Consider the following 23,597-nt stretch of genomic DNA (forward strand, 5'->3'; position numbering starts at 1 on the left):
GTGCCATTAAATTCAATGGGTTGCGATGACTGTCCGGTCGGGGCGAGATCGCCGGGTTAGAGGGTTTTGAAATATTTTGGCGCAATTATTGCGTGCAGAATCCAGAACGCCCTGTTGGCTTCTTTTTACGAGAAGGACCGCCGAACGGGATGCACGCATTCGCTTCTCCTTACAAAGGTAGTTTTAATGAGCAGTACCCAAAGCTCTAATGGCCTCGAACAGGGGCTCAAACCGCGCCACGTGACCATGCTGTCGATTGCCGGGGTTATCGGCGCCGGCTTGTTCGTTGGCTCGGGTCACGCCATCGCCGCTGCAGGTCCGGCTGTTCTGTTGGCTTACGCCGCCGCCGGCATGTTGGTGGTGCTGGTGATGCGCATGCTCGGCGAAATGGCCGTTGCCTCGCCGGACACCGGTTCGTTTTCGACTTACGCCGACCGCGCGATCGGTCACTGGGCCGGTTTCACCATCGGCTGGCTCTACTGGTGGTTCTGGGTGCTGGTGATTCCGCTGGAGGCCAACGCCGCCGCGACCATCCTGCATGCCTGGTTCCCTGGCGTGGACATCTGGGCCTTCGCCCTGGTCATCACGATGCTGCTGACCGTGACCAACCTCTTCAGCGTAAAGAACTACGGTGAGTTCGAGTTCTGGTTCGCCCTGCTCAAGGTTGTGGCAATCATTGGTTTCATTGTTCTCGGCGTCCTGGCGATCTTCGGTTTCCTGCCGAATAGTCAGGTCAGCGGTGTTTCGCACCTGTTCGACACCCAAGGCTTCCTGCCAAACGGCATGGGTGCAGTGCTGGGTGCGATCCTGACCACCATGTTCTCCTTCATGGGCACCGAGATCGTGACCATCGCGGCCGCGGAATCGAAAGATCCGGGCAAGCAAATCTCCAAGGCCACCAACTCGGTGATCTGGCGGATCGGCTTGTTCTACCTTGTGTCGATCTTCATCGTTGTGGCGCTGGTGCCATGGAACGACCCGATCCTGGCCAGCGTTGGTTCCTATCAGACTGTGCTTGACCGCATGGGCATCCCGAACGCCAAGATGATCGTCGACATTGTGGTACTGGTTGCTGTGACCAGCTGCCTGAACTCGGCGCTCTACACTTCGTCGCGCATGATGTTTTCCCTGGGCAAGCGCGGCGATGCGCCAGCGATCTCCACGCGCACCAACAAAAGTGGCACGCCTTACTGGGCAGTGATGTTGTCCACCGGCGCTGCGTTCCTGGCAACATTCGCCAACTACGTGGCTCCGGCTGCGGTGTTCGAGTTCCTGCTGGCCAGCTCCGGTGCCATCGCACTGCTGGTGTACCTGGTGATTGCGATTTCGCAACTGCGCATGCGTAAGCAGCGTATAGCGCGCGGCGAGAAAATCGCCTTCAGCATGTGGCTGTTCCCGGGCCTGACCTACGCGGTGATCGTCTTCATCGTCGCGGCCCTGACCATCATGCTGTTCCAGGATGCCCATCGCGTGGAAATTCTCGCGACCGGCTTGCTCAGTGCTCTGGTGGTAGCGACCGGCTTGCTGGTGGCTCGCCGCCGCAAGCTGGAAAAACGCGGCGCGGTAGTGCTGAACTGATCCATATCGCGTAATGCAAAACGGCCGCTGTCAGTGATGACAAGCGGCCGTTTTTGTTTCTGTCGATTGTTCTGCGTTCAGTCGACATGAACCCAGTCTTCTACGCGTAACCCCGGAACGCGATCGAACTCCCGCAGGTTGTTGGTGACCACGATAAACCCGCGTGAGCGTGCGTGTCCGGCAATCATCTGGTCGTACGGGCCTATGGGTTTGCCTGCCTTTGCCAGCTCGGATCGGATCATCCCGGTGTGTGCTGCTGCTTCGTTGTCGAAGGGCAGGACTTCAAGTCGGGCGGCGAAACCCTCGATGACCGCCAGGTTTTTTTCGGGGGCTGCCGATTTTTCCGCGCCGTAAATCAGCTCCATCAGCGTGACCGCACTGATGCACAGTTGGCCGTGATGACGATTGAACGCCTCCCGTACCACCTGTGGTTTGTTCTTGATGGTGAAGATGCAGATGTTGGTATCGAGCATGTACTTGATCATCAGAACGACTCACGCTCCTGATCGGCGGGTTGCTCGCGATCGGTCATGAAGTCTGCCGTGATGCTTTCGCCATCGAACCAACTGTCCCAGGTTTCACCGGCGGGTGTGATGATTCGGCTTCGACCGACGGCGACGACGTCGACTCGTTTCACGTCGCTTGGCATGGCTACAGCTTTCGGCAGGCGAACGGCCTGGCTTCGATTGCTCATGAAAAGGGTTGTCTGTTCCATTTGGACCTCCTGCGCTTTTGCTGGCGCGATGAGCCCAAAGGATAGGTTTTGTGTTGGATATGTCAATGGGATATACGTGGTGCCTGACGGAAGGAAAGTGCTCGATTCAGAGCCAAAAAAAGGCCGCTGTCAGTGATGACAAGCGGCCGTTTTTGATTGGGCGTAACCTTTACTCGGCTTTTTCTTCCGGTACTTCCAGCGACTCGCGGTAGACATCCAGTGCAGCGCTGAAATCGGCGATGAACTGCGGCTCGCTCAGCCAGGCCTGGGCGGTCTCGCGATCCATGCCGTCGGCCCACATGCGGTAGTCGATCAGCATGTCGGCGGCCAGGTGGGTGGCGGCCATGCCTTCGTCGTCGGCGTTTTCCATGTCCAGCAGTTCTGGATGGTCGATGATGATAAAGGCCAGGTTCGTCAGCAGCACCGAGAGCATTTCGCTGCGGCTGACGGCTTCCGCATCGCGCATTTTGCTGAACATCGCCAGGGTGTATTCCGGGATCGGTTCGGCGAGGTGGCCAAGATCATCGTCCAGCGCGGCGGGTTTGCGGCCGTGGATGTTGATCTGCTTGGCTTTGGCTTTTGCGCGCTTGGCGCGTTTCTGTTGCTTGTTCAGGGAGGCCATGGGAACTCAGTTCGGTTTCTGTTGGGTTTGCGCGGCAATGGCGTCGGACGCCGCCACGTAGTCGGCCTGGAAGGCCGGTGATTCGATCCACGCCAGGGCGCCGGCCTCGTCGGTTTCGGCCGACCATTGGCGATATTCGATCAGAGCAGCGAGGATGAAGTCTGTCGCTGTTTCCTCACCTTCCTGCTCCAGTACCAGTGCGATAAGCGGATGTTCCAGAAAGGCCGCGCACATGGCCTGCTGGCTGATCTTTTGTGCGTCGATCATCTCTTTGAACATGTCGGTCAGGTCTACCGACTCGAAGTCGATGCGATCGTCGTTCGGGTCCAGTTCCACCGGCGCGGCAGCCCGCTGGGTGCGGTTCTGCTTGGCCTTGGCCTTGGCGCGGGAGGCGCGTTTGTGCTGCTTGTTGGCGGAGGCCATGGGCGTCGTTCCGTATTCGTTGAAGGGGCAAAAGGCCTAGCTGCGTGGCACTCGCCGCCCGGGGGTATCGGGGGCCAGTTCACCGTTTTGCAGCCAGGCCAATGCAATGGGCCATAGTGTGGCTTGGTATGCGCTGCGAAAAAAGGCGAAATGTCCGACTTCTTCTTCGCCGATGTCTTCGGGATGGATACGCAGGTGAGAGTTTGTGCTGCCGGTGAAGTAGCCGAGCAGGCGTTCGATGGCCGGGACCGTGCCGTAGGGATCGTCGCTGATGCTGATGGCCAGGGTTTGCGCGGTGACGCCGGCAAAGGGTAGCTGTCCGGCGGTTTTGCTGATTGTGCGGCCGCTGGAGCGTTTCTCGTAACGGGCAGTGGAGAGGCTCCAGTCACGGACCACACCGGCGGGTGTGTCTTCCAGCCAGCCAAGGCGTTTGCCCGGAAAGTAGCCGTAGAGCATCGTCACCAGCGGCATCAGCACATGCCACTTGCCGAACATGCGCCAGCGATGGGCCGGTGCATAGTCGCGCCAGTAGGCGAATTGCGCACCGACCGTCACCAGACGCCGGATCAGGTGCCCGGACGCCCCCAGGCCCGCTGCACAGCCGCCAAAGCTGTGGCCGACCACATCGATAGGCTGCCTTGGGAACTCACGCTGTGCGCGCTTGAGCATCGCCTCGAAATCCAGCGCTCCCCAATCGGTCCACGAGGCTTGAAGCCCCTTGAGCGATGCCGGCCGCGACTCGCCGATGCCGCGGTAGTCATAGGTGATGACATCGAAGCCGTGGGCGAACAGGTAGTCGGCGAAGCGCGAGTAATGGCGGCAACGGACCGAGGTGGCGGCATTGATGATCACGACTGGACGAGCGGCGTCCTGAGAGGCGTGTCGCCAGGTGAAGCCACCGAGGATGAAATCGTCCGAGGCGGTTTCCTTGAACGGTTTGCCGGGCGTGGTATCCGGCAGCGGCAACTCGATGCGAGTGGGGGCCAGTGGAGGCGTGTCCTGCAAATTCATCGGCGTCAGACCTTTGCGGGTAGCTGCCAACGATAGTCTTGATGCCGTTGATGAACAATCCGTTCGCCTCAACGCGGTTGTTGATTGAGCAATCGTTCTTCAAGTGCCGCGCGCTCCCGATCCAGTGCGCCACGCAGTTCCTCTTCACTCGGCAGGACAAGCTTGTACTTGCTGGCGAGCAATTGTTCGATCAGCGCTTGTTCGATCTCGCTTTCCTGAAGCTTGCCGGCATTGGGTAAACCAAGAAACTCCAGTACCACCGGATCACGGATGAAATCCCGAGGGCTGACCTTCATGTTTTGAATGTGGGTGGCGGCCTCCTGCTTGACGCTGCCGCGATCGCGGCTCGCCAGCAGGCGTTCGTAGTACAACGTATTGATCTGGCGCTCCAGCGCTCGGCTTGACCAGTTTTGGGTGGCTGATTCGTTCATGTACCAGAGACGGGCGCTGTCGTTGTCGACCCGAAGCAAGTGGCGGTAGTGGGTCCAGCTCAATTCGTGACGCAGTGCGTCACGAATTGGAAAGGCTTGATAGAACAGACGCATATGCCGAAGGTTGGAAGCGTCAAATCCCTTTCCGAACTCCGCAGTTAGCGCTTTGGCCAAGGCCGACGGTAACTCTTTGCCATACCTGACCCGTCGCGCGCCGCTCTGTTCGAACTCAACGATGTGCCGACCAATCTGCCAACAGGTTTGCACCTGCACGGTATCGACCGCCCGAAGCACCTTCTGACGTGCCTGATGGATCAATTTGCCAAGGTTTCCAAGCAGTGATACCAGATGTGGGTCGTGAGTGTCGTTGGGGGTGAGGGCCGTCATGAGGTCTTCCGCAGCAAGTTGAACAGCGAAAGAGAATGACAAGTGAGCACCCTTCGAAGATGCCGGGTGTTACTGAGAAACAGGCAGGAAATGCCGGGTTCTCAGGCAGGACGGGTCTAAATCCTGGCGAGGGCTGAGGAATAAATGGCGTAGTACGTTTCGTACTCAGGCCAAATCAATCTAAACCCCTCCCACCGACTGGAAATCCAAAGGATGTAACGATTGGGTTCTGCAGAACCCGGGAGTCGTCATCATGAAATACCTCCATACACTCCTGTTGCCCCTCACCGCTGTAGGCGTGCTGATGTTTCCAGCGATGTTACCTGCCGCCAGCCTTGAGCCCATCGACAGTTCGGGGGTGCAGGTGCAAAGCCAGGAACAAAACGGCATCACCTACCTGTCCGGCGGTATCGGCGAGGATGAGTCCAAGGCCATCCAGCAGACCACCGGCTATAACCTGCACATGACGTTCTCTGTCGGGACGGGAAATGAATACACTCCTGACGTGAATGTAGTTATTCAGAAAGCCCCGGGGCAGACCGTATTGACGCTCAATGACGCCGGTCCGCTGGTTTACGTGAAACTGCCTGCCGGTAAATACACCGTCATTGCGACGCATCACGGAGAAACACGGCATGACGTTGCCGATGTCGGTAGCGGTGCAGTCCGTAACCTGGTTTTCCACTGGAATGATGCGAGTTAGCGAGAGGCTGCAAATCAAGGGGCGCAATCAGACCCTGAATCTTGTGATTCAGGGTTTCTTGTATGTGGTGTCATGAACGGCGTACAAACCCGTCTGGGGCGCCGATCATTATCGACGTGATGATCATAACGACGCCAATGTCTGGATGAGTGCAACGCGTAAAGGGTTGGTTTCTACGCTCAGCAGCTTGATGGCCAGCGCGCAGCAGACCACGATCAACATAGGTTTGATCAACCGTGGTCCGACCCGGACAGCGGCCCGTGCACCCAATTGAGCGCCGACGAAGGCCGCCAAAGCCATGGCTATGGCTACTGGCCAGATAATCACACCTTTGGTGATAAAGACCGACAGAGAACCGAGATTGCATGAGGCGTTGGCAAGTTTGGTAAAGCTCATGGCCCGCATCATGCCCAGGCCGCAGAGAAGTACGAATCCGACGATAAAGAAAGAGCCTACACCGGGGCCAAATATACCGTCGTAGAAGCCCAGAATCGGCGCAACGCTAAACGAAAAAAGCAGAATGCCAATTCTCTTGCGTCGATCTTCATTGGCCAGCTTTGGAGAGAGCGCAAAATAGATGGCTACCAGAATCAGCATGATAGGTACGCAAACTTCCAGGTAGCGCTTATCAATAGAGCTGACCAGCAAGGCACCACTGGCGCCGCCAATAAACCCGCAGACAACCAGGAAACGACCTTCGCGCCACTCGATCATTCCTTTGCGAGCAAAGGTTACAGTTGCCGAAACAGTTGCCGAAGCGGCCTGGAACTTGTTCGTGGCAATCGCACTGATGGGATCCACCCCAGCCAGAAACAGTGCAGGCAATGTTATCAGTCCGCCCCCACCTGCAATCGCATCAAAAAAACCGGCGCAGAACGCCACGAGCGCCAATAGGCTAATCACATCCCAAGACATCCCAATCCCTCTAATACAATTATTGGCAAGTCATCCACGTGACTGGCCACTCAACAGTCAGGGCGTGTGGCAAAAGTCAGCCCTGCAGCCTCAGCGGGTCTTCTGAAATAACGATAGGAGACGAAAATTTCGACAGGCCAAAAATGCCGATTCTGCACAAGCTGACGATCAGCGTATGTCATCCATTTCCGTTAAAGCAGACAGAGCGTTCTGACAGAGCAGGGACAATCAGGAATTACCGATATCCGATGCCTGAAGGCTTTTCGGTAGTCAGCCTCGGCAACCATTACGGGCGCTTGCGGACGTGGTGACAGGAGGTGGGGAATTGTCGCTTCGATGGTGGCTGGACCGGTGCCTCACCAAATCGCAGACATAAAAAAACCCTGAATCTTGCGATTCAGGGTTTTCGGTATTTGGTGCCCAGAGACGGAATCGAACCGCCGACACGGGGATTTTCAATCCCCTGCTCTACCGACTGAGCTATCTGGGCAACGGGGCGCATTAAACGGGTTTTTCAGGGGGTCGTCAAGCAAGTTTTCAAAAAAATTTTAATTATTACCGTCGCTTACGTTCAGACCCCCGATAAATCGGGGTTATTCCGACGGCGGCACGTAGCCTTCGGCCTTGGCGTAATCCTCGCCGGAGAAGTACTTGTCCATTTCGCCCTGAAGATATTTGCGATCTTCGGCGTTCATCATGTTCAGGCGTTTTTCGTTGATCAGCAGGGTCTGGTGCTTCTGCCAGTCGGCCCAGGCCTTTTGCGAGACGTGGTCAAAAATATCCTGGCCTTTGGCGCCCGGGAACGGAGCACGTTCCAGGCCTGGCAATTCTTCTTTGTACTTGCGGCACATGATGGTGCGGGTCATGACGACTCTCCTGCGTTCAATACGGCGGCCGCGCGTTCGAGCAAGGTTTTGACCGGGGCGGCAAGGCCCAGGCGCGGCGGGGTGGCGAGGTTATACCAGAGCCAGTCAGCCTCGGCCACGTGATGGCCGGACTCCTGGACCTGAACCAGCCAGGGTTCGATGGATAACTGAAAATGGCTGAAGGTGTGCACCAGGCTCGGTAATGCCTGTTGGGTGCCCAGTTCCAGCGAGTGCTGCGATGCCAGGTGCGGCAGGTCGTCGAGGTCGTCGAGTTCCGGCAGGCTCCACAAACCGCCCCACAGGCCCGTGGACGGGCGACGGTAAAGCAGGATCGCACCCTCGTTGTTGGCGAGCATCGGCATCAATGTGCGTTTCTGCGGGATGGCTTTGCGCGGCTTGGGGATCGGGTAGCGGGTTTCCAGGCCGAGCATGTGCGCCTCGCAGCCCTTTTCCAGCGGGCACAGCAGGCAACTCGGTTTGCTGCGGGTGCAGAGCGTGGCGCCCAGGTCCATCATCGCCTGGGTGTAGGCGTTGACGCGATCGTGCGGCGTAAAGCGCTCAGCGTTGGCCCAGAGCTGTTTGGCGACCTTCGGCTCGCCGGGGTAGCCCTCTTGCGCGGTAAATCGCGCCAGCACCCGTTTGACGTTGCCGTCGAGGATCGGCGCGCGCAGGCCCATGCTGATGCTGGCAATGGCACCGGCGGTGGACAGGCCGATTCCCGGCAGATCAGTGAGTTTTTCCACATCCCGGGGAAATTCGCCGCCGTACTGCTCGACGACGATCTTCGCGGTCTTCTGCAAATTGCGCGCGCGGGTGTAGTAACCCAGGCCCGTCCACAGGTGCAGTACTTCGTCTTCCGGCGCGGACGCCAGGGCTTCGACCGTCGGCAGCGAGGCCATGAAGCGGTCGAAGTAGTTCAGCACGGTGCTGACCTGGGTCTGCTGCAGCATGATTTCCGAGACCCATACCCGATACGGGTTGATGTCTTGTTGCCAGGGCAAATCGTGACGGCCGTGGCGGTCGAACCAGTCCAGCACCGCCGTTGAAAACTGCTCGGCTCTCATCGCTTGAACAGCTCCTTGAGCGCGTCTTTCAGTTTCGGGTCGACCTTGTCGCCCCATTTCTCGTCGATTTTTTCGCTGATCCTGTCGCCTGCCAGTTTGCCCGCGACCTGGCTCATGCGGTCATTATCCAGGCGGCAAGCCTTGGCACCCAGTTCCAGCGGGCCGCGGCAGCGCAGTGGCCACTCGACGCCGACAAACTTGTCGCCGACCTGGCAGGCCGGGTCCGGCATGGCGCTGGTATCGCCTTCGACGATGATGCCGACGCGGTAGTCCATGCCCAGCACTCGCAGATCGATGTCACCGTCACCTTTGACGGTCATGCCCGGGATGCGCACTTTCAGGTCCGGGTTGCTGGCCACGCCGTTACGCAAGGTCAGGTTGCCCTTGAGCTCCTGGAAGGGTGTGTCCTTGCCCCGGGGTTCGCCGCTGAGGGTTTTGCGGTTGAGCGTGGCGATGCCTTTGCACAGCTGTTGCTCAAGGTTGGCGTTGAGCAGCACGCCATTGTTGATGACGAAGCTGGCGTTGCCGTTGAGGGTTTCGATCAACGCTTTCTGGCTGTTGCCGCTGCCGGTCAGGCTGCTGTTGAGCGTGACCAGGCCTTTGACCGGCGGATTCTTGCCCTGGCTTTCGAGGATTTTTTCCGCCGGTACCCGGCTGATCTTCGTCTGCAGGTTCAGCGCCGGCACTGGCTGGCGTACATCGAGCGTGCCGGTGGTTTCGAAGTTGCCCTCGTACAGATCGCCGCGCAGGTTGGCCAGTGTCAGCAGGCCGCCCTGGCCGGTGGCCTTGAGCGCGGCGTTATGGATTGGCAGTTTTTGCAGGGTCAACTGGCCGAAGGTCAGGTCGGCGTCCACATCGAGCTTGCTCAAGCGTTCCACGGGCAACAGGCGCTCGCTGCTCCAGGCGTCCTTGGTCGGCGCGGGTGGCAATGGAGTGCTGCCGGCACCGGCCATGGCATCGGCTTCGGTGCTGGCGACTTCGGCCTGACGCACTTGTGTCGCGCTACTGGCCTCGGCGGATTTCGGCGGCAGGTAACGGTCGACGTTGAAGGTGTCGGCCTTGAGTACTGTGCGCAGCGATTGCTTGGCGAAATCTTCGACGGCGATGCGGCCGCTGAAGGTGCTGTCGTCGACTTTCAGGTTGAGGTCGTCGAGCGCCAGGCTGGTGGGTGTTGCCGCCAGACGGCTGACCAGTTCGACCTTGCTCAGGCTGCCTTCGGCCATGGCCGGGAGCTTCTGGCCGATGCTGTCGACGAATTTCGCCAGGTCGAACTGGGCAATCGAGATGCCGCCGCTGACCTGTGGGGTCTTGTCGAGATCGTTGACCTTCAGTTCACCCAGTGCCCGCAGTTGGTTGGCGGAGATCTTGATGCCGGTCCACTCGGCGACATTGGCGGCCTTGTCCAGCACCAGCTGGCCCTGGGCGGAGAACGTCATGGTCTTGCCTTGCAACGGATCGCCGGTCACTTCACCGGACAACTTCATGTCTTCGAGCTGATAGCGCTGCAGTGCGCGTGCGATGCGCAGCTCGCCATTAAGCTCGGTACGCACTCGCACTGCCGGCTGGTTGGCTGACAGGAACGCCGTGAGCTTGAGCGGAATGTTGACGGAGTCGTGAACCGCACCGGTGCTCAACTGGATGCTTTCGGCGCTGAAGCTCTTGCCGGTTTTTTCGTCGCTGTATTCGACCCGTGCGTTGTTCACGGTCAGGCTGTCGATGTCCAGGCGGATCGGCTGCGGCGGCTTTTCGGCCGCGACGCTGGCTTCGGGTGCAGGTTCGCTCGCTGCGGGCGCAGTACCGGTCATGTCGGTGTTGGCCGCTGCCGGCACCTTGCCGACGTCTTGCCAATTGCCGTGGCCGTCCTTGTCACGGTTCAGGCGCAGGTTCAGGCCCTCGACGCGCACGTCGCTCATCTGCACTTCACGGCGCAGCAGTGGCAGTACGCGCACCGACAGGCCGAGCATCTGCAAGTCGGCAAACGGCTCGGCCGGCTTGATCAGGGTTGCCACACTGGCGTCGTGCAGTTCCAGGCCCAGCCACGGGAACAGGCTCCAGCCGATATCGCCATTGAGCGTCAGCTCGATGTGGGCCTTGTCGCGGGCAATCTGGCGAATCTCGTCTTTGTAGTCGTTGGGATCGAAGAGGTGGGTCAGGGCAAAGCCCAGCGCCACAATGATCAGCAACAGCCCGAGAAGTACCAGACCCAGGATTTTGCCGAACGCTTTCATGGGCGAGTCCTTGTAGTTAATCGAATTCAAAATTTAGCCGAGGAGTATAGCGCCCCCGAACAGACGACCGGTCAGTGATCACGCCGGCAATACATCCAGCGGCAGTTTCAGCTTGGCCGCCAGTGCCTGTGCCTCCAGATGCCCGGCAGGCGCCAGCAGGCGCAGGGGCATGCCCGATTGCGCGGCCATTTTCCGGGCTTCGGCGACCAGTCGCTCGGCAACACCACGGCGACGGGTAATTTTTCGCACACATATTTGGGACAAGTGCCAGGCGTCTTGGTGCCTTTGCAGGCGGGCCGCGCCCAGCAGGCGATCATTGAAGCGTCCGGCGATCAGTGTGCCGTCGCGCAAACAGTCTTCGATCAACTGCGCGGCCCCGGAAAACGGGGCGAACAGCCAGTCCGGGGCGTCGCTGTAGATCTTCTGCAGATCCTGCCGATCCTGGGCAGTGGCTATGTTCAGCGGCTCGACAATGATCGGCATGGTGATTCCTGTGAGGTCATGAAGCGATAGAGATCAGATGACGTACAAAAGGTGATGTCAGTTTGGTTTTTCTACCACTTGCAGATGGTAACCTTTGCCCGTTCGTCCGTCCTTCTGCGACCTGTTGTCGCACAACTAGGCGCTCCACCGAAAAAAAACGGTCATGCCTGCGTGCATAAAGGCCGGGAGTGAACTGTGGCTGGCGAACCATACTGATAATTGGGGGATACACAATGACCACGAGCATCACGGCGGACGGCTTCAGCGCCGACCAGCCTGCGTTCCTGTCCAAGGAGCGGATCATCGCCAAGCCCGGTTTCAACCGCTGGCTGGTGCCACCGGCCGCGCTGGCCATCCACTTGTGTATCGGCATGGCCTACGGCTTTTCGGTGTTCTGGTTGCCGCTGTCCAAGGCGCTGGGCATCTCCGCTCCGGCGGCCTGCGCACCCGACATGAGTTTTATCGCTCAAGTCTTTTCGTCCCAGTGTGACTGGCCGATCTCGATGCTCGGCTGGATCTACACCCTGTTCTTCATCTTCCTGGGTTGCTCGGCTGCCATCTGGGGTGGCTGGCTGGAACATGCCGGACCGCGCAAGGCCGGCGTCGTTTCGGCACTGTGCTGGTGCGGCGGCCTGCTGATTTCGGCGCTGGGGGTGTATACCCACCAGATCTGGCTGATGTGGATCGGCTCCGGGGTCATTGGCGGTATTGGTCTGGGCCTGGGCTACATTTCGCCGGTGTCGACCCTGATCAAGTGGTTCCCTGACAAGCGCGGCATGGCGACTGGCATGGCGATCATGGGCTTCGGCGGCGGCGCAATGGTCGGCGCTCCGCTGGCGGCGGCGCTGATGGGGCATTTCGCCTCGCCAACCAGCGTCGGCGTGTGGCAGAGCTTCTTGGTGATGGCCGCGATCTACTTCGTGTTCATGATCGGTGGCGCGCTGTCCTACCGCGTTCCGCCAACCGGCTGGAAGCCGGAAGGCTGGACGGCCCCGGCGAAAAAAGCCTCGAACGCGATGATCACGCATCGTCATGTTCACGTGAATGTGGCCTGGAAGACGCCGCAGTTCCGGCTGGTATGGCTGGTGCTGTGCCTGAACGTATCGGCCGGTATCGGCATCCTCGGCATGGCGTCGCCGCTGTTGCAGGAAGTGTTCGCGGGCAAGTTGCTGGGCAATGATCTGACCTTCGGTCAACTGGACGCCTCGCAGCTGGCTTCGATTGCCGCCATCGCTGCCGGATTCACCGGTTTGCTGAGCCTGTTCAATATCGGCGGGCGTTTCTTCTGGGCTTCATTCTCGGACTACCTGGGCCGTAAAAACACTTACTTCGTGTTCTTCGCCCTGGGCTTTGCCCTGTACGGACTGATTCCGAACCTGGGTCACCTGGGCAGCATCGCGCTGTTCGTGGCGGCGTTCTGCATCATCCTGTCGATGTATGGCGGTGGTTTCGCGACTGTTCCGGCGTATCTGGCGGACCTGTTCGGTACGCAAATGGTCGGTGCGATTCACGGTCGTCTGCTGACGGCGTGGGCTGCTGCCGGTGTGCTCGGTCCGGTGCTGGTGAACTACCTGCGTGAGTATCAGCTAAGCATCGGCGTCGAGCGCGCGGCGGCCTACGACATCACCCTGTACATCCTCGCCGGCCTGCTGGTGCTGGGTTTCTTGTGCAACCTGCTGGTGCGTCCGGTGGCGGACAAGTACTTCATGACCGACGCCGAACTGGCCGCCGAACAGGCGCTGGGCCATGACAAAGGCGCTGACAGCAGCACCGTGCTGGAGTGGAAAGCCGCGCCGGGCACCAAGCCGCTGGCGATTGCGGCGTGGCTGGTGGTGGGCATTCCGCTGGCGTGGGGTGTTTGGGTGACCCTGCAGAAGACGGCAGTGCTGTTTCACTAAAATCAAGGTAAGCCGCAGCCCCTGTGGGAGCGGGCTTGCTCGCGAAAGCGGTGTGTCAGTCAACATAGATGTTGAATGTGACTGCCTCTTCGCGAGCAAGCCCGCTCCCACATTTTGTTTTGTGGTGTGCCAAATGGCTTGTATGGACATGTCTATCGCCGGCACCCCCGAATTCACTCCGTCAGGGATATCACCTCTCGTGTTTCTGTTTGGCGCCTGCACGCCTATAATGGCTGCCTTTTTCGCCCAATGATTTTGCGGAGCTGGTGATGGCCGAACGTAAGGCGTCTGTCGAGCGCGACACTCTGGAAACCCAGATCAAAGCCTCGATCAACCTCGATGGCACCGGAAAGGCCCGATTCGATATCGGTGTTCCTTTTCTTGAGCACATGCTGGACCAGATCGCCCGTCACGGGCTGATCGACATGGATATTGTCAGCAAGGGCGACCTGCATATCGATGACCACCACACGGTGGAAGACGTCGGTATCACCCTCGGCCAGGCTTTTGCCAAAGCCATCGGCGACAAGAAAGGCATCCGTCGCTACGGCCACGCCTACGTGCCGCTCGATGAAGCGCTGTCGCGCGTGGTGATCGACTTCTCCGGTCGCCCAGGCCTGCAAATGCACGTGCCGTACACCCGCGCCACCGTCGGCGGCTTCGACGTTGACCTGTTCCAGGAATTCTTCCAGGGCTTCGTCAACCATGCTTTGGTCAGCCTGCACATCGATAACCTGCGTGGCACCAACACCCACCACCAGATCGAAACCGTGTTCAAGGCTTTCGGCCGCGCCCTGCGCATGGCCGTCGAGCTCGATGACCGCATGGCCGGGCAAATGCCATCGACCAAGGGCGTCCTGTAATGCAGACAGTCGCGGTTATCGATTACGGCATGGGCAACCTGCACTCGGTGGCCAAGGCCCTCGAGCACGTCGGTGCCGGCAAGGTCCTGATCACCAGCGATGCCAACGTGATTCGCGAAGCCGATCGGGTGGTTTTCCCCGGCGTCGGCGCGATTCGCGATTGCATGGCGGAGATCCGTCGCCTCGGTTTCGATTCGCTGGTACGTGAAGTCAGCCAGGACCGTCCGTTCCTCGGCATCTGCGTAGGCATGCAAGCCTTGCTCGACACCAGCGAAGAGAACGACGGCGTCGACTGCATCGGCCTGTTCCCTGGCGCGGTGAAGTTCTTCGGCAAAGACCTGCATGAAGACGGCGAACACCTGAAAGTCCCGCACATGGGCTGGAACCAGGTGAAGCAGAAGGTCAGTCACCCGCTCTGGCACGACATTCCGGACCTGGCGCGTTTCTACTTCGTGCACAGCTACTACATCGCCGCCGCTAACGCGCGTCAGGTGGTCGGTGGCGGTCATTACGGTGTCGATTTCGCCGCTGCGCTGGCCGAAGGCTCGCGTTTCGCCGTGCAGTTCCACCCGGAGAAGAGCCATACCCATGGCCTGCAATTGCTGCAGAACTTCGCTGCGTGGGACGGTCGCTGGTAAATGGCAGTCAAGAAGAAGCCCCCGATCCTGACCCTCACTCCTGAACAGGAGAGCGAGGCCAATCGCAAGATCAAGCGTTTCATGGAAGACCGCTTCGAACTCGACCTCGGCTCGTTCGAGGCGGCGGAGATTCTTGAGCTGTTTACCCGTGAAATTGCTCCGCACTATTACAACAGAGCGATTTTCGATGTGCAGGCGCACCTCAAAGAGAGGTTCGAAAGCATCGAAAGCGACCTGTGGGCGCTCGAGAAAAACTGATTTCCGAGCCAAGCTGAACATTCAAATTTGAAGGTTTGCCAGATGCTGATTATTCCCGCTATCGATCTCAAAGACGGTGCCTGTGTTCGTCTGCGCCAGGGCCGCATGGAAGATTCCACGGTGTTCTCCGATGACCCGGTGAGCATGGCTGCCAAGTGGGTGGAGGGCGGTTGCCGCCGTCTGCATCTGGTCGATCTGAACGGTGCGTTTGAAGGCCAGCCAGTCAACGGCGAAGTGGTCACCGCCATCGCCAAGCGCTACCCGAACCTGCCGATCCAGATCGGCGGCGGTATCCGCTCCCTGGAAACCATCGAGCACTACGTGAAGGCTGGCGTGAGCTACGTGATCATCGGCACCAAGGCCGTGAAAGATCCGGCCTTCGTCGCTGAGGCCTGCCGCGCGTTCCCGGGCAAAATCATCGTGGGTCTGGATGCCAAAGACGGTTTTGTCGCCACTGACGGCTGGGCTGAAATCAGCACCATCCAGGTGATCGACCTGGCCAAGCAGTTTGAAGCCGACGGCGTGTCTTCGATCGTTTATACCGACATCGCCAAAGACGGCATGATGCAGGGCTGCAACGTACCGTTCACCGCGGCACTGGCTGCCGCAACAAAGATCCCGGTGATCGCTTCCGGCGGCATCCACAACCTGGGTGACATCAAGACCCTGCTCGACGCCAAGGCGCCAGGCATCATCGGTGCGATCACGGGCCGTGCGATCTACGAAGGCACCCTCGACGTCGCTGAAGCGCAAGCTTTCTGCGATTCGTACAAAGGCTGAGGACTGATCATGGCGCTGGCCAAACGCATCATCCCTTGCCTGGACGTGGACAACGGCCGGGTGGTCAAGGGTGTGAAATTCGAAAACATCCGCGACGCCGGTGACCCGGTGGAAATTGCTCGTCGCTACGACGAGCAGGGCGCCGACGAGATTACCTTTCTCGACATCACCGCCAGCGTCGATGGCCGCGACACCACGCTGCACACCGTCGAGCGCATGGCCAGCCAGGTGTTCATCCCGCTGACCGTGGGCGGTGGCGTGCGCACCGTGCAGGACATCCGCAACTTGCTCAATGCCGGTGCGGACAAGGTTTCGATCAACACCGCCGCGGTGTTCAACCCGGAATTCGTCGGCGAAGCCGCGCAGCATTTCGGTTCGCAATGCATAGTGGTAGCCATCGACGCGAAGAAAGTTTCCGGCCCGGGCGAAACCCCGCGCTGGGAAATCTTCACCCATGGCGGTCGCAAGCCAACCGGCCTAGACGCCGTTGAGTGGGCGAAGAAGATGGAAGGCCTGGGTGCCGGCGAAATCCTGCTGACCAGCATGGACCAGGACGGCATGAAAAACGGCTTCGACCTCGGCGTCACTCGCGCCATCAGCGATGCGCTGGGCATCCCGGTGATCGCCTCCGGCGGTGTCGGCAACCTGCAACACCTGGCCGACGGCATTATCGAAGGCCACGCCAGCGCGGTACTGGCGGCGAGTATTTTTCACTTCGGCGAATACACGGTGCAGGAAGCCAAGGCCTATATGGCCCATCGCGGAATCGTGATGCGTTAAACAAACCGGTACAGGCCAGTGGACACCATGGCGTACCCAAGGCACTCTTGGGTACGCCATGGATTTCGGTAGCCAGACATGCTTAAACGCTTTCTTCTCGTCCTTGCCTGCGCTTCTCTGTTGTTGATCAACGGAGCAAACGCTAAAGACAGCCCCGATACCGACCTGGTGTTGCTGACGGAGAACTTCCCGCCGTACAACATGGCGAAGAACGGCAAGAACTTCGCTCAGGACGAGAACATCAATGGCATCGCCACCGATATCGTCCGCGAGATATTCAAGCGCGCCGACATTACCTACAGCCTGACGCTGCGTTTCCCTTGGGAGCGAATCTACAAACTCACCCTGGAAAAACCCGGTTACGGCGTATTCGTCATGGCGCGGTTGCCGGATCGCGAGAAGCTATTCAAATGGGTCGGCCCGATTGGCCCGGATGACTGGATCATGCTGGCCAAGGCTGACAGCAAGATCACCCTCGAAACCTTGAATGACGCGCGCAAATACAAGATCGGCGCCTACAAGGGCGACGCCATTGCCGAGACGCTGGCCAAGCAAGGCCTCAACCCGATCGTTGTGCTGCGAGATCAGGACAACGCCAGGAAACTGGTCAACGGCCAGATCGACCTGTGGGCCACCGGTGACCCGGCCGGGCGCTATCTGGCGCGCCAGGAAGGGGTCAGCGGGTTGAAAACCGTACTGCGTTTCAACAGTGCCGAACTGTACCTGGCACTGAACAAGGACGTGCCGGACGAGACGGTGGCCAAGCTCCAGGCGGCGCTGAACCAGATGCGCAAGGAAGGTCGGGTGGACGAGATCATGGCGCAGTATCTGTAGGATTCAACACCAACCCTTGAGCCATGCGCGGACCACTGTGGGAGCGGTGTAACTGCTAGCGGTACACCCCATCCTTCCCATGCGCAGCCGTCGCCCGGTTGCCGCGCACACTGATCATCTGCCTGATATCAATCCACTCGATTCCCTGAGCCTTGAGCTTGGGCAGTTCGCGTTCCAGTACCGCCAGCGTCTGTGGATACGGATGTCCGATCATCACCGCCGAGCCCTGCTTGCGCGCGAGGCTGATCGCGGTCTGCAGCTGGGTCAGGATCGCCGCCTCAGTACGCTCATCGTCGAGAAACACATCCCGTGAAACGCTCGCCAAACCGAACTTCTGCGCTTGGGCTGCGGCCACGGTCTGGGCGCTGGTGCGACTATCGACGAAGAACTTATGCCGGCGCTGCAAATCCGCCATCAACCACGCCATGGCGGCTGGCTGTGCGGTCATGCGGCTGCCCATGTGGTTATTGATGCCGCTGGTGTACGGGACCATTTTGAACGCGGCGTCCAGGCGTTTTTCCAGCTCATCGACGGGCAACTCGGGATGCCAGGCGAACGGTCCGGTGGCCGGGTCCATGGGCATGTGCAGGATGACGATCTTGCCGGCGCGATGGGCTTCGCGGGCGAATTCGGTGGCGTGGGGCGTGTCGGGCATGATTGCCGCGGTCACCGGGCCGGGCAGGGCGAGCACGCGGCGATCCCGGGGCAGGTTCTGCCCCAGGTCATCGATGATCAGGCTCAGGTAGGCTTTGTGAGGCGTTGATTCGGCGGGTTCTGCGTGAGCAACACTCGCCAGACAACACAACAGACCGATCAGCAACCGCAGAAACATCTCAACGGCCGGACGTGATACTCAGCCCTTTGAGCAGGCTCAGGGCCTGGGCCAATTGGTAATCATCGTCCTGTGGCATAGGTTTGGCCTTGCCGCTGGTGCCGGTCGGTTTGTCGGCGCCGCCATTGCCATTGCCCAGGTGACCCTGCAAGTCAGCTTCCTTGAAGTAATCGCTGTCCTGCTCGCTGGTGATCTTGGCCTTGCGTACTTCGATGTCCGGCACGATGCCCTGGGCCTGGATCGAGCGACCGTTCGGCGTGTAGTACAACGCCGTGGTGATCTTCAATGCGCGCTCGTTGTTCAGCGGCAGTACGGTTTGTACCGAGCCCTTGCCGAAACTGGTGGTGCCCATCAGCACGGCGCGTTTCTGGTCCTGCAGGGCGCCGGCGACAATTTCCGAAGCCGAGGCGCTGCCGCCGTTGATCAGCACGACCATTGGCACGGCTTCGCTTTCGTCCTTGCCGGTGGCAGAGAAACGCAACTCGGAGTTGGCGATGCGGCCCTTGGTGTAAACGATCAGGCCCTTGGTGATGAAGTGATCGACCACTTCCACCGCCGCCTGCAACACGCCACCCGGGTTGTTGCGCAGGTCGAGAATGATGCCCTTGAGCTTCTTGCCGTTGTCCTTGCGCAGCTTGGCCAGGGCCTTGGAGACTTCTTCGCCGGTCTTGACCTGGAACTGGGTGATGCGGATGTAGCCGTAGCCCGATTCCAGTAACTGGCTCTTCACGCTCTTCACTTGAATGACGGCGCGAGACAAGGTCACGTCGAACGGCGTGCCGCCGTCGCGTACCAGGGTCAGGGTGATTTTCTGGCCGATCTTGCCGCGCATCTTGTCCACGGCTTCAGTCATGCTCTGGCCGCGAGTCGGCTGGCCGTTGATCTTGACGATGAAGTCGCCAGCCTGAATGCCGGCCTTGGAGGCCGGAGTGTCGTCAATGGGCGACACCACCTTGATGAAGCCGTCTTCGGCACCGACTTCAATGCCCAGGCCGCCGAATTCACCGCTGGTGCTTTCCTGCAACTCGGCGAAATCTTCAGGGCCCAGGTAGGCCGAATGCGGATCGAGGTTGCTGAGCATGCCCTTGATGGCGTTTTCCAGCAGGGTCTTGTCGTCCACCGGTTCGACATAAGCGGCCTTGATCCGGTCCATCACCTCGGCAAAGGTGCGCAACTCATCCAGCGGCAGTGGCGCCTTGGTGGTCGCAGCAGTGCCCGCAGGCGCAACCGCCGGTGCTGGTTGAGCGGCAAACGCCAGAGGCGCGCCGATCACCAGGGCGATCGTCAGGGCCAGCGAGGTAAGGCGGGACAAATGCAGCATGTCTAACAAACTCCTGAATTAGGTAACGCGCTTATCCTTGCGCGCGGCACCATTGCGCCGGATCACTCGGGTGACCCTGCTGACGAATCGCGAAATACAATGCCGGTGTATCTTGTCCGCCACTGCTACCCACAGTGGAGATGGACTCACCGGCTTTTACCACGTCACCCGCAGACTTGAGCAGCGTCTGGTTGTGACCATAAAGACTCAAAAAACCGTTGCCGTGGTCGAGGATCACCAGCAACCCGGCGCCTCGCAGCCAGTCGGCAAACACTACGCGACCACCATGCACCGCATGCACGGTGCTGCCGGCAGACGCGCCGATCATCACGCCATCCCACTTGGTCCGGGCATCGTCGCCACGGCTTTCACCGTAGCGCGCCAGCAGTCGACCATCGACAGGCCAGGGAAGTTTGCCGCGGGTTGACGCAAACGGGCCGCCAAAGGTCTCGCCGGAACTGGAAACCATTGCGCCAGGTGTCGATCTGCCCGGCTTGCGTGGGGCGTCGTCGCTGGCATCTGCCTGCGCCTGGGCCTCACGTAAACGCTTTTTTTCGGCTTCCTGCTGGGCAATCAGCGCTTTTTGTCGCGCTTCTTCTGCCTCACGGGCCTGGCGGGCCAGGGTTTCCTCAATGGTTTTAAGGACTTTAGACAGGTCTGCCTGATCCTGCTCGCGCGCCGCCAGTTTCTGATCGCGAGCCTTTACGTCGTCATTGAGCTTGGCCAGGACTTGCTGGCGCTCCTTGCGGACTTTCTCGAGCTCGTCACGCTGGGTGTCGAGGCTGCTTTGCTGCACCAGCAATTGCGCCTGCTGCATGGCGATGTCTTTCTCGACATTGGACAGTTGGCGCAGGGTTTCGTTGAAATTCTTCAGCTGTTCCAGGCGAGCCTGGCTCAGGTAGTCGTAATAGGTGAGGGTGCGGGCGAATCTTTCCGGATTCTGCTGGTTGAGCAGCAGCTTGAGGTATTCCTGGCGACCGTTCTGGTAGGCCGCCCGGGCCTGAATGGCGATCAGTCGTTGCTGTTCAATGCGCGCGCTCTGGAGTTTTTTTTTCTCAGCATCGAGGCGCTGCAGCTCGGCTTCGCTTTTCTTCAGCTCTTTTTGCAGGGCATCGACCTGCTTCTCGAGCTTGCCCATTTCGGTTTCGGTACCCTTGAGCTCTTTCTGCACACCGGACTTTTCTTCCTGCAGCTTGCCCAGCAGCTTTTTCAGCTCGGAAATGTCCTGACGCGTGGCGTCCAACTGTTGTTGGGTATCTGCGCGCTCGTCAGCAAAGGCCGGTTGGAGCAGGCATGTCAGAGCTAGGGCTATCAGGACGCGAAGCATAGGGGCGGGCGGCACCAGGGAAAGGGACGGCCTAGTATGCCCGCCATGGGCGGCAAAAAAAATGCCCATTTCTGACTGTGTGATGACTGGAGAGAGCGGCAGACTGAATTCCATTTCGAAAACTCCATAAACCACTGTGGGAGCGAGCTTGCTCGCGATGGCGTCCGATCATTCAACATAGATGTTGGCTGTCAGATTGCTATCGCGAGCAAGCTCGCTCCCACAGGGTATTTCGGTGTTTGAGCGGTCGGGTTACACCAGAATCGAAGTCCCGGTCATTTCCGCCGGTTGCTCAAGGCCCAGCAGCTTCAGCATGGTCGGCGCCACGTCCGCCAGCACGCCGCCCTCGCGGACCTTCAAATCGCGCTTGCCGACATAGATGAACGGTACCGGCTCGGTGGTGTGCGCAGTGTGCGCCTGGCCGGTGGTTTCATCGGACATTTGCTCGACGTTGCCATGGTCAGCGGTGATCAGGGCTTCGCCACCGACTTTTTCCAGGGCATCGACGATGCGACCCACGCACAGGTCCAGGCATTCAACGGCCTTGACCGCCGCTTCGAACACACCGCTGTGGCCAACCATGTCGCCGTTGGCGTAGTTGACCACGATCACGTCGTAACGCTGGTTTTCGATGGCGTCGACGATGCGGTCGGTGACCTCCGGTGCGCTCATTTCTGGTTGCAAGTCATAGGTGGCGACTTTCGGCGACGGAATCAGGATGCGTTCTTCGCCCGGGAACGGTTCTTCGCGGCCGCCGGAGAAGAAGAAGGTCACGTGGGCATATTTTTCGGTTTCAGCGATGCGCAGCTGGGTCTTGCCGTTTTTCGCCAGGTAGTCGCCCAGCACGTTTTCCAGGCTGCCGGCAGCGAAAGCCGACGGCGCAGGGATGCTGGCGGCGTACTGGGTCAGCATGACGAAACCGGCCAGTTTCGGCTGGCGGGCACGCTCGAATTCACTGAAGTTGTCTTCGACGAACACGCGGGTCAGCTCGCGGGCACGGTCAGCGCGGAAGTTCATGAACACCACGGCATCGCCGTCTTCGACTTTTACCGGCTCACCGATGGAGGTGGCCTTGACGAATTCGTCGCTCTCGCCACGTTCGTATGCCGCTTGCAGGCCTTCCTGGGCGGTGGTGGCGTTGAATTCGCCCTGACCATCGACAATCAGGTTGTAGGCCTGGGACACACGGTCCCAACGGTTGTCGCGGTCCATGGCGTAGTAGCGGCCAATGATGCTGGCGATCCGGCCCTTGCCCAGGGCCTGGAAGGTCGCGTCGAGCAATTCGATCGACGATTGCGCGCTTTTCGGCGGGGTGTCGCGGCCGTCGAGGAAGGCGTGCAGGTAGATGTTTTGTGCGCCGCGCTTGAAGGCCAGTTCGGCCATGGCGACCAGGTGATCCTGGTGGCTATGTACGCCGCCATCGGACAGCAGGCCCATGAAATGCACGGCTTTGCCGGCGGCGACGGCTTTGTCCACGGCTGCGCAGATGGTCGGATTCTCGAAGAACTCACCGTCGCGGATCGATTTGGTCACGCGAGTGAAGTCCTGATACACCACGCGGCCGGCGCCCAGGTTCATGTGGCCGACTTCGGAGTTGCCCATCTGGCCGTCCGGCAGGCCGACGTCCATGCCGCTGCCCGAGATCAGGCCGTTCGGCACGGTGGCCCACAGACGATCCAGTACAGGCTTCTTCGCCGCGAAAATGGCATTGGATTCGGGATTGTCGCTGTGACCGAAGCCGTCGAGAATCATCAGGACCAAAGGTTTAGGCGTGGTAGTCATGGAATCCGCTCTGGCTTAAGTAAAAGGGGCGATGGAAAAGGGAGTCGCAGTTTAAAGCGAAGTTCCGGCCACGTCACCGCCGGACGGGGTTTGGCCCACCATAGTGGCTGTGTATACTGGCCGACATTTTAACGCCCTGGAACCTCCTTCGATGGTTGCTAACCTGATTCAATTCGCCACTAACCACTACATTCTCGTCGGTATCTTCGTCGTACTGCTGGCGTTGCTGATTGCCTATCAAATGCAGGGCGGCGGCCGTAGCCTGAGCACCGGCGAACTGACCGGGCTGGTCAACAAGGACGCAGGCGTGGTGATCGACATTCGTCCAACCAAGGATTTCGCCGCCGGTCACATTGTCGGCGCGCTGAACATTCCTCAGGACAAACTGACCGCTCGTGTAGGCGAACTGGAAAAGCACAAGGCCAAGACCATCATCCTGGTCGACGCCATGGGCCAGACCGCCGGCACCCACGCCCGCGAATTGATGAAATCCGGCTTCACCGCCGCCAAGCTGTCCGGCGGTATCTCCAGCTGGAAAGCCGACAATCTGCCGCTGGTGAAGTGATATGAGTAGCGTCGTCGTCTATTCCAGCGATTACTGCCCTTACTGCTCGCGAGCCAAATACCTGCTCGAGAACAAAGGCGTGGCCTTCGAAGAGATCAAGGTCGATGGCAAGCCGCAGGTGCGCGCTGCGATGGCCCAGAAGGCCGGGCGTACGTCCGTGCCGCAAATCTGGATCGGCAGCACCCACGTGGGCGGTTGTGATGATCTGTTCGCCCTGGACCGCGCCGGCAAGCTCGACGCGCTGCTCAGGGCCTGACGGCAATACCCCAAACAAGCAAACCTAAAAGAACCCT

Annotated in this window: 26 protein-coding genes and 1 tRNA gene; 11 read left to right on the top strand and 16 right to left on the bottom strand. The window is 59.7% G+C overall.

The features are described from left to right. Positions 1 to 186: 186 nt before the first annotated feature. Positions 187 to 1,578 (top strand): GABA permease, encoded by a 1,392-nt coding sequence (gene gabP / locus AC3IP0_RS01355; protein WP_489317968.1) that lies wholly within the window; start codon positions 187 to 189, stop codon positions 1,576 to 1,578. Between the two features lie 77 nt (positions 1,579 to 1,655). Here gabP and vapC read toward each other — a convergent pair whose 3' ends face one another. The 6 genes from vapC to AC3IP0_RS01385 all read right to left on the bottom strand — a co-directional run bounded on the left by vapC (position 1,656) and on the right by AC3IP0_RS01385 (position 5,167). Continuing rightward, positions 1,656 to 2,063, bottom strand: coding sequence for a type II toxin-antitoxin system tRNA(fMet)-specific endonuclease VapC (gene vapC / locus AC3IP0_RS01360; protein WP_489317969.1), 408 nt, complete (start codon positions 2,061 to 2,063; stop codon positions 1,656 to 1,658). Beyond that, positions 2,063 to 2,293 (bottom strand): type II toxin-antitoxin system VapB family antitoxin, encoded by a 231-nt coding sequence (vapB, locus tag AC3IP0_RS01365; RefSeq protein WP_056725827.1) that lies wholly within the window; start codon positions 2,291 to 2,293, stop codon positions 2,063 to 2,065. The genes vapC and vapB overlap by 1 nt, the downstream gene beginning before the upstream one ends. A gap of 169 nt (positions 2,294 to 2,462) precedes the next feature. Next, entirely contained in the window at positions 2,463 to 2,915 is a 453-nt protein-coding gene (locus tag AC3IP0_RS01370; RefSeq protein WP_489317970.1) for a hypothetical protein, read from the bottom strand. Positions 2,916 to 2,921: 6 nt separating this feature from the next. Continuing rightward, complete coding sequence (locus AC3IP0_RS01375; protein ID WP_150726507.1) at positions 2,922 to 3,338, bottom strand: hypothetical protein; 417 nt, start codon at positions 3,336 to 3,338, stop codon at positions 2,922 to 2,924. Positions 3,339 to 3,374: 36 nt separating this feature from the next. Further along, the gene (locus AC3IP0_RS01380) at positions 3,375 to 4,349 is read right to left on the bottom strand and encodes an alpha/beta hydrolase family protein (RefSeq protein WP_489326491.1); all 975 of its coding nucleotides are present in this window, start codon (positions 4,347 to 4,349) and stop codon (positions 3,375 to 3,377) included. Positions 4,350 to 4,417: 68 nt separating this feature from the next. Further along, on the bottom strand, positions 4,418 to 5,167 hold the full coding sequence (locus AC3IP0_RS01385; protein WP_489319708.1) for a DUF1016 N-terminal domain-containing protein: 750 nt from the start codon (positions 5,165 to 5,167) through the stop codon (positions 4,418 to 4,420). Between the two features lie 253 nt (positions 5,168 to 5,420). On the opposite strand from AC3IP0_RS01385, the gene AC3IP0_RS01390 reads away from it, so the two are divergent. Continuing rightward, positions 5,421 to 5,870: a carboxypeptidase regulatory-like domain-containing protein gene (locus AC3IP0_RS01390; protein WP_489317972.1), complete on the top strand. Its 450-nt coding sequence runs from the start codon at positions 5,421 to 5,423 to the stop codon at positions 5,868 to 5,870. 123 nt (positions 5,871 to 5,993) lie between these two features. Here the strand turns inward: AC3IP0_RS01390 and AC3IP0_RS01395 are convergent, their stop codons facing one another. The 6 genes from AC3IP0_RS01395 to AC3IP0_RS01420 all read right to left on the bottom strand — a co-directional run bounded on the left by AC3IP0_RS01395 (position 5,994) and on the right by AC3IP0_RS01420 (position 11,426). Further along, positions 5,994 to 6,785 (bottom strand): TSUP family transporter, encoded by a 792-nt coding sequence (locus AC3IP0_RS01395; RefSeq protein ID WP_409079115.1) that lies wholly within the window; start codon positions 6,783 to 6,785, stop codon positions 5,994 to 5,996. 414 nt (positions 6,786 to 7,199) lie between these two features. Beyond that, positions 7,200 to 7,275 (bottom strand) — tRNA-Phe (locus AC3IP0_RS01400). Positions 7,276 to 7,378: 103 nt separating this feature from the next. After that, positions 7,379 to 7,651 carry an oxidative damage protection protein gene (locus tag AC3IP0_RS01405; RefSeq protein ID WP_007989188.1) on the bottom strand — a complete coding sequence of 91 codons (273 nt, stop codon included), beginning with the start codon at positions 7,649 to 7,651 and terminating at the stop codon, positions 7,379 to 7,381. Then, positions 7,648 to 8,715, bottom strand: a complete 1,068-nt coding sequence (mutY, locus tag AC3IP0_RS01410; protein WP_489317973.1) for an A/G-specific adenine glycosylase — start codon at positions 8,713 to 8,715, stop codon at positions 7,648 to 7,650. The genes AC3IP0_RS01405 and mutY overlap by 4 nt, the downstream gene beginning before the upstream one ends. Then, a complete protein-coding gene (locus AC3IP0_RS01415; protein ID WP_489326493.1) occupies positions 8,712 to 10,943 on the bottom strand; it encodes an AsmA family protein in 2,232 nt (743 codons plus the stop codon). Before AC3IP0_RS01415 ends, mutY begins: the two co-directional genes overlap by 4 nt. 78 nt (positions 10,944 to 11,021) lie before the next feature. Further along, positions 11,022 to 11,426, bottom strand: coding sequence for an acetyl-CoA sensor PanZ family protein (locus tag AC3IP0_RS01420; protein WP_489326495.1), 405 nt, complete (start codon positions 11,424 to 11,426; stop codon positions 11,022 to 11,024). A gap of 233 nt (positions 11,427 to 11,659) precedes the next feature. Between AC3IP0_RS01420 and AC3IP0_RS01425 the strand changes: the two genes are divergently transcribed. From AC3IP0_RS01425 to AC3IP0_RS01455, 7 genes are all read left to right on the top strand, one after another. Next, entirely contained in the window at positions 11,660 to 13,324 is a 1,665-nt protein-coding gene (locus AC3IP0_RS01425) for an OFA family MFS transporter (RefSeq protein WP_489326497.1), read from the top strand. Positions 13,325 to 13,593: 269 nt separating this feature from the next. After that, the gene (hisB, locus tag AC3IP0_RS01430) at positions 13,594 to 14,187 is read left to right on the top strand and encodes an imidazoleglycerol-phosphate dehydratase HisB (RefSeq protein WP_123367004.1); all 594 of its coding nucleotides are present in this window, start codon (positions 13,594 to 13,596) and stop codon (positions 14,185 to 14,187) included. Further along, positions 14,187 to 14,825, top strand: a complete 639-nt coding sequence (hisH, locus tag AC3IP0_RS01435; RefSeq protein ID WP_489326498.1) for an imidazole glycerol phosphate synthase subunit HisH — start codon at positions 14,187 to 14,189, stop codon at positions 14,823 to 14,825. The genes hisB and hisH overlap by 1 nt, the downstream gene beginning before the upstream one ends. Continuing rightward, on the top strand, positions 14,826 to 15,083 hold the full coding sequence (locus tag AC3IP0_RS01440) for a DUF2164 domain-containing protein (protein ID WP_007989200.1): 258 nt from the start codon (positions 14,826 to 14,828) through the stop codon (positions 15,081 to 15,083). A gap of 42 nt (positions 15,084 to 15,125) precedes the next feature. After that, positions 15,126 to 15,863 carry a 1-(5-phosphoribosyl)-5-[(5-phosphoribosylamino)methylideneamino]imidazole-4-carboxamide isomerase gene (gene hisA / locus AC3IP0_RS01445; RefSeq protein ID WP_027617356.1) on the top strand — a complete coding sequence of 246 codons (738 nt, stop codon included), beginning with the start codon at positions 15,126 to 15,128 and terminating at the stop codon, positions 15,861 to 15,863. Positions 15,864 to 15,872: 9 nt separating this feature from the next. Continuing rightward, positions 15,873 to 16,643, top strand: a complete 771-nt coding sequence (gene hisF, locus AC3IP0_RS01450; RefSeq protein WP_007972752.1) for an imidazole glycerol phosphate synthase subunit HisF — start codon at positions 15,873 to 15,875, stop codon at positions 16,641 to 16,643. A gap of 78 nt (positions 16,644 to 16,721) precedes the next feature. After that, positions 16,722 to 17,477, top strand: coding sequence for a substrate-binding periplasmic protein (locus tag AC3IP0_RS01455; protein ID WP_489326500.1), 756 nt, complete (start codon positions 16,722 to 16,724; stop codon positions 17,475 to 17,477). A gap of 55 nt (positions 17,478 to 17,532) precedes the next feature. On the opposite strand, the gene AC3IP0_RS01460 is transcribed toward AC3IP0_RS01455, so the two are convergent. The 4 genes from AC3IP0_RS01460 to gpmI all read right to left on the bottom strand — a co-directional run bounded on the left by AC3IP0_RS01460 (position 17,533) and on the right by gpmI (position 22,739). Next, positions 17,533 to 18,309 carry a divergent polysaccharide deacetylase family protein gene (locus tag AC3IP0_RS01460; protein ID WP_489317979.1) on the bottom strand — a complete coding sequence of 259 codons (777 nt, stop codon included), beginning with the start codon at positions 18,307 to 18,309 and terminating at the stop codon, positions 17,533 to 17,535. Between the two features lies 1 nt (position 18,310). Then, positions 18,311 to 19,630 (bottom strand): S41 family peptidase, encoded by a 1,320-nt coding sequence (locus tag AC3IP0_RS01465; protein WP_489317980.1) that lies wholly within the window; start codon positions 19,628 to 19,630, stop codon positions 18,311 to 18,313. 31 nt (positions 19,631 to 19,661) lie between these two features. Next, positions 19,662 to 20,957, bottom strand: a complete 1,296-nt coding sequence (locus tag AC3IP0_RS01470; RefSeq protein WP_489326502.1) for a murein hydrolase activator EnvC family protein — start codon at positions 20,955 to 20,957, stop codon at positions 19,662 to 19,664. Between the two features lie 252 nt (positions 20,958 to 21,209). Continuing rightward, positions 21,210 to 22,739 carry a 2,3-bisphosphoglycerate-independent phosphoglycerate mutase gene (gene gpmI, locus AC3IP0_RS01475; protein ID WP_489326504.1) on the bottom strand — a complete coding sequence of 510 codons (1,530 nt, stop codon included), beginning with the start codon at positions 22,737 to 22,739 and terminating at the stop codon, positions 21,210 to 21,212. A 151-nt stretch (positions 22,740 to 22,890) separates the two neighbouring features. Here gpmI and AC3IP0_RS01480 point away from each other — a divergent pair, with 151 nt between their 5' ends. Together AC3IP0_RS01480 and grxC are read left to right on the top strand one after the other, a co-directional pair. Beyond that, on the top strand, positions 22,891 to 23,304 hold the full coding sequence (locus AC3IP0_RS01480; protein WP_008047735.1) for a rhodanese-like domain-containing protein: 414 nt from the start codon (positions 22,891 to 22,893) through the stop codon (positions 23,302 to 23,304). A 1-nt stretch (position 23,305) separates the two neighbouring features. Beyond that, complete coding sequence (grxC, locus tag AC3IP0_RS01485) at positions 23,306 to 23,560, top strand: glutaredoxin 3 (protein WP_150726523.1); 255 nt, start codon at positions 23,306 to 23,308, stop codon at positions 23,558 to 23,560. Positions 23,561 to 23,597 lie beyond the last annotated feature (37 nt).

The sequence above is a fragment of the Pseudomonas sp. GL_103 genome, assembly GCF_057835175.1.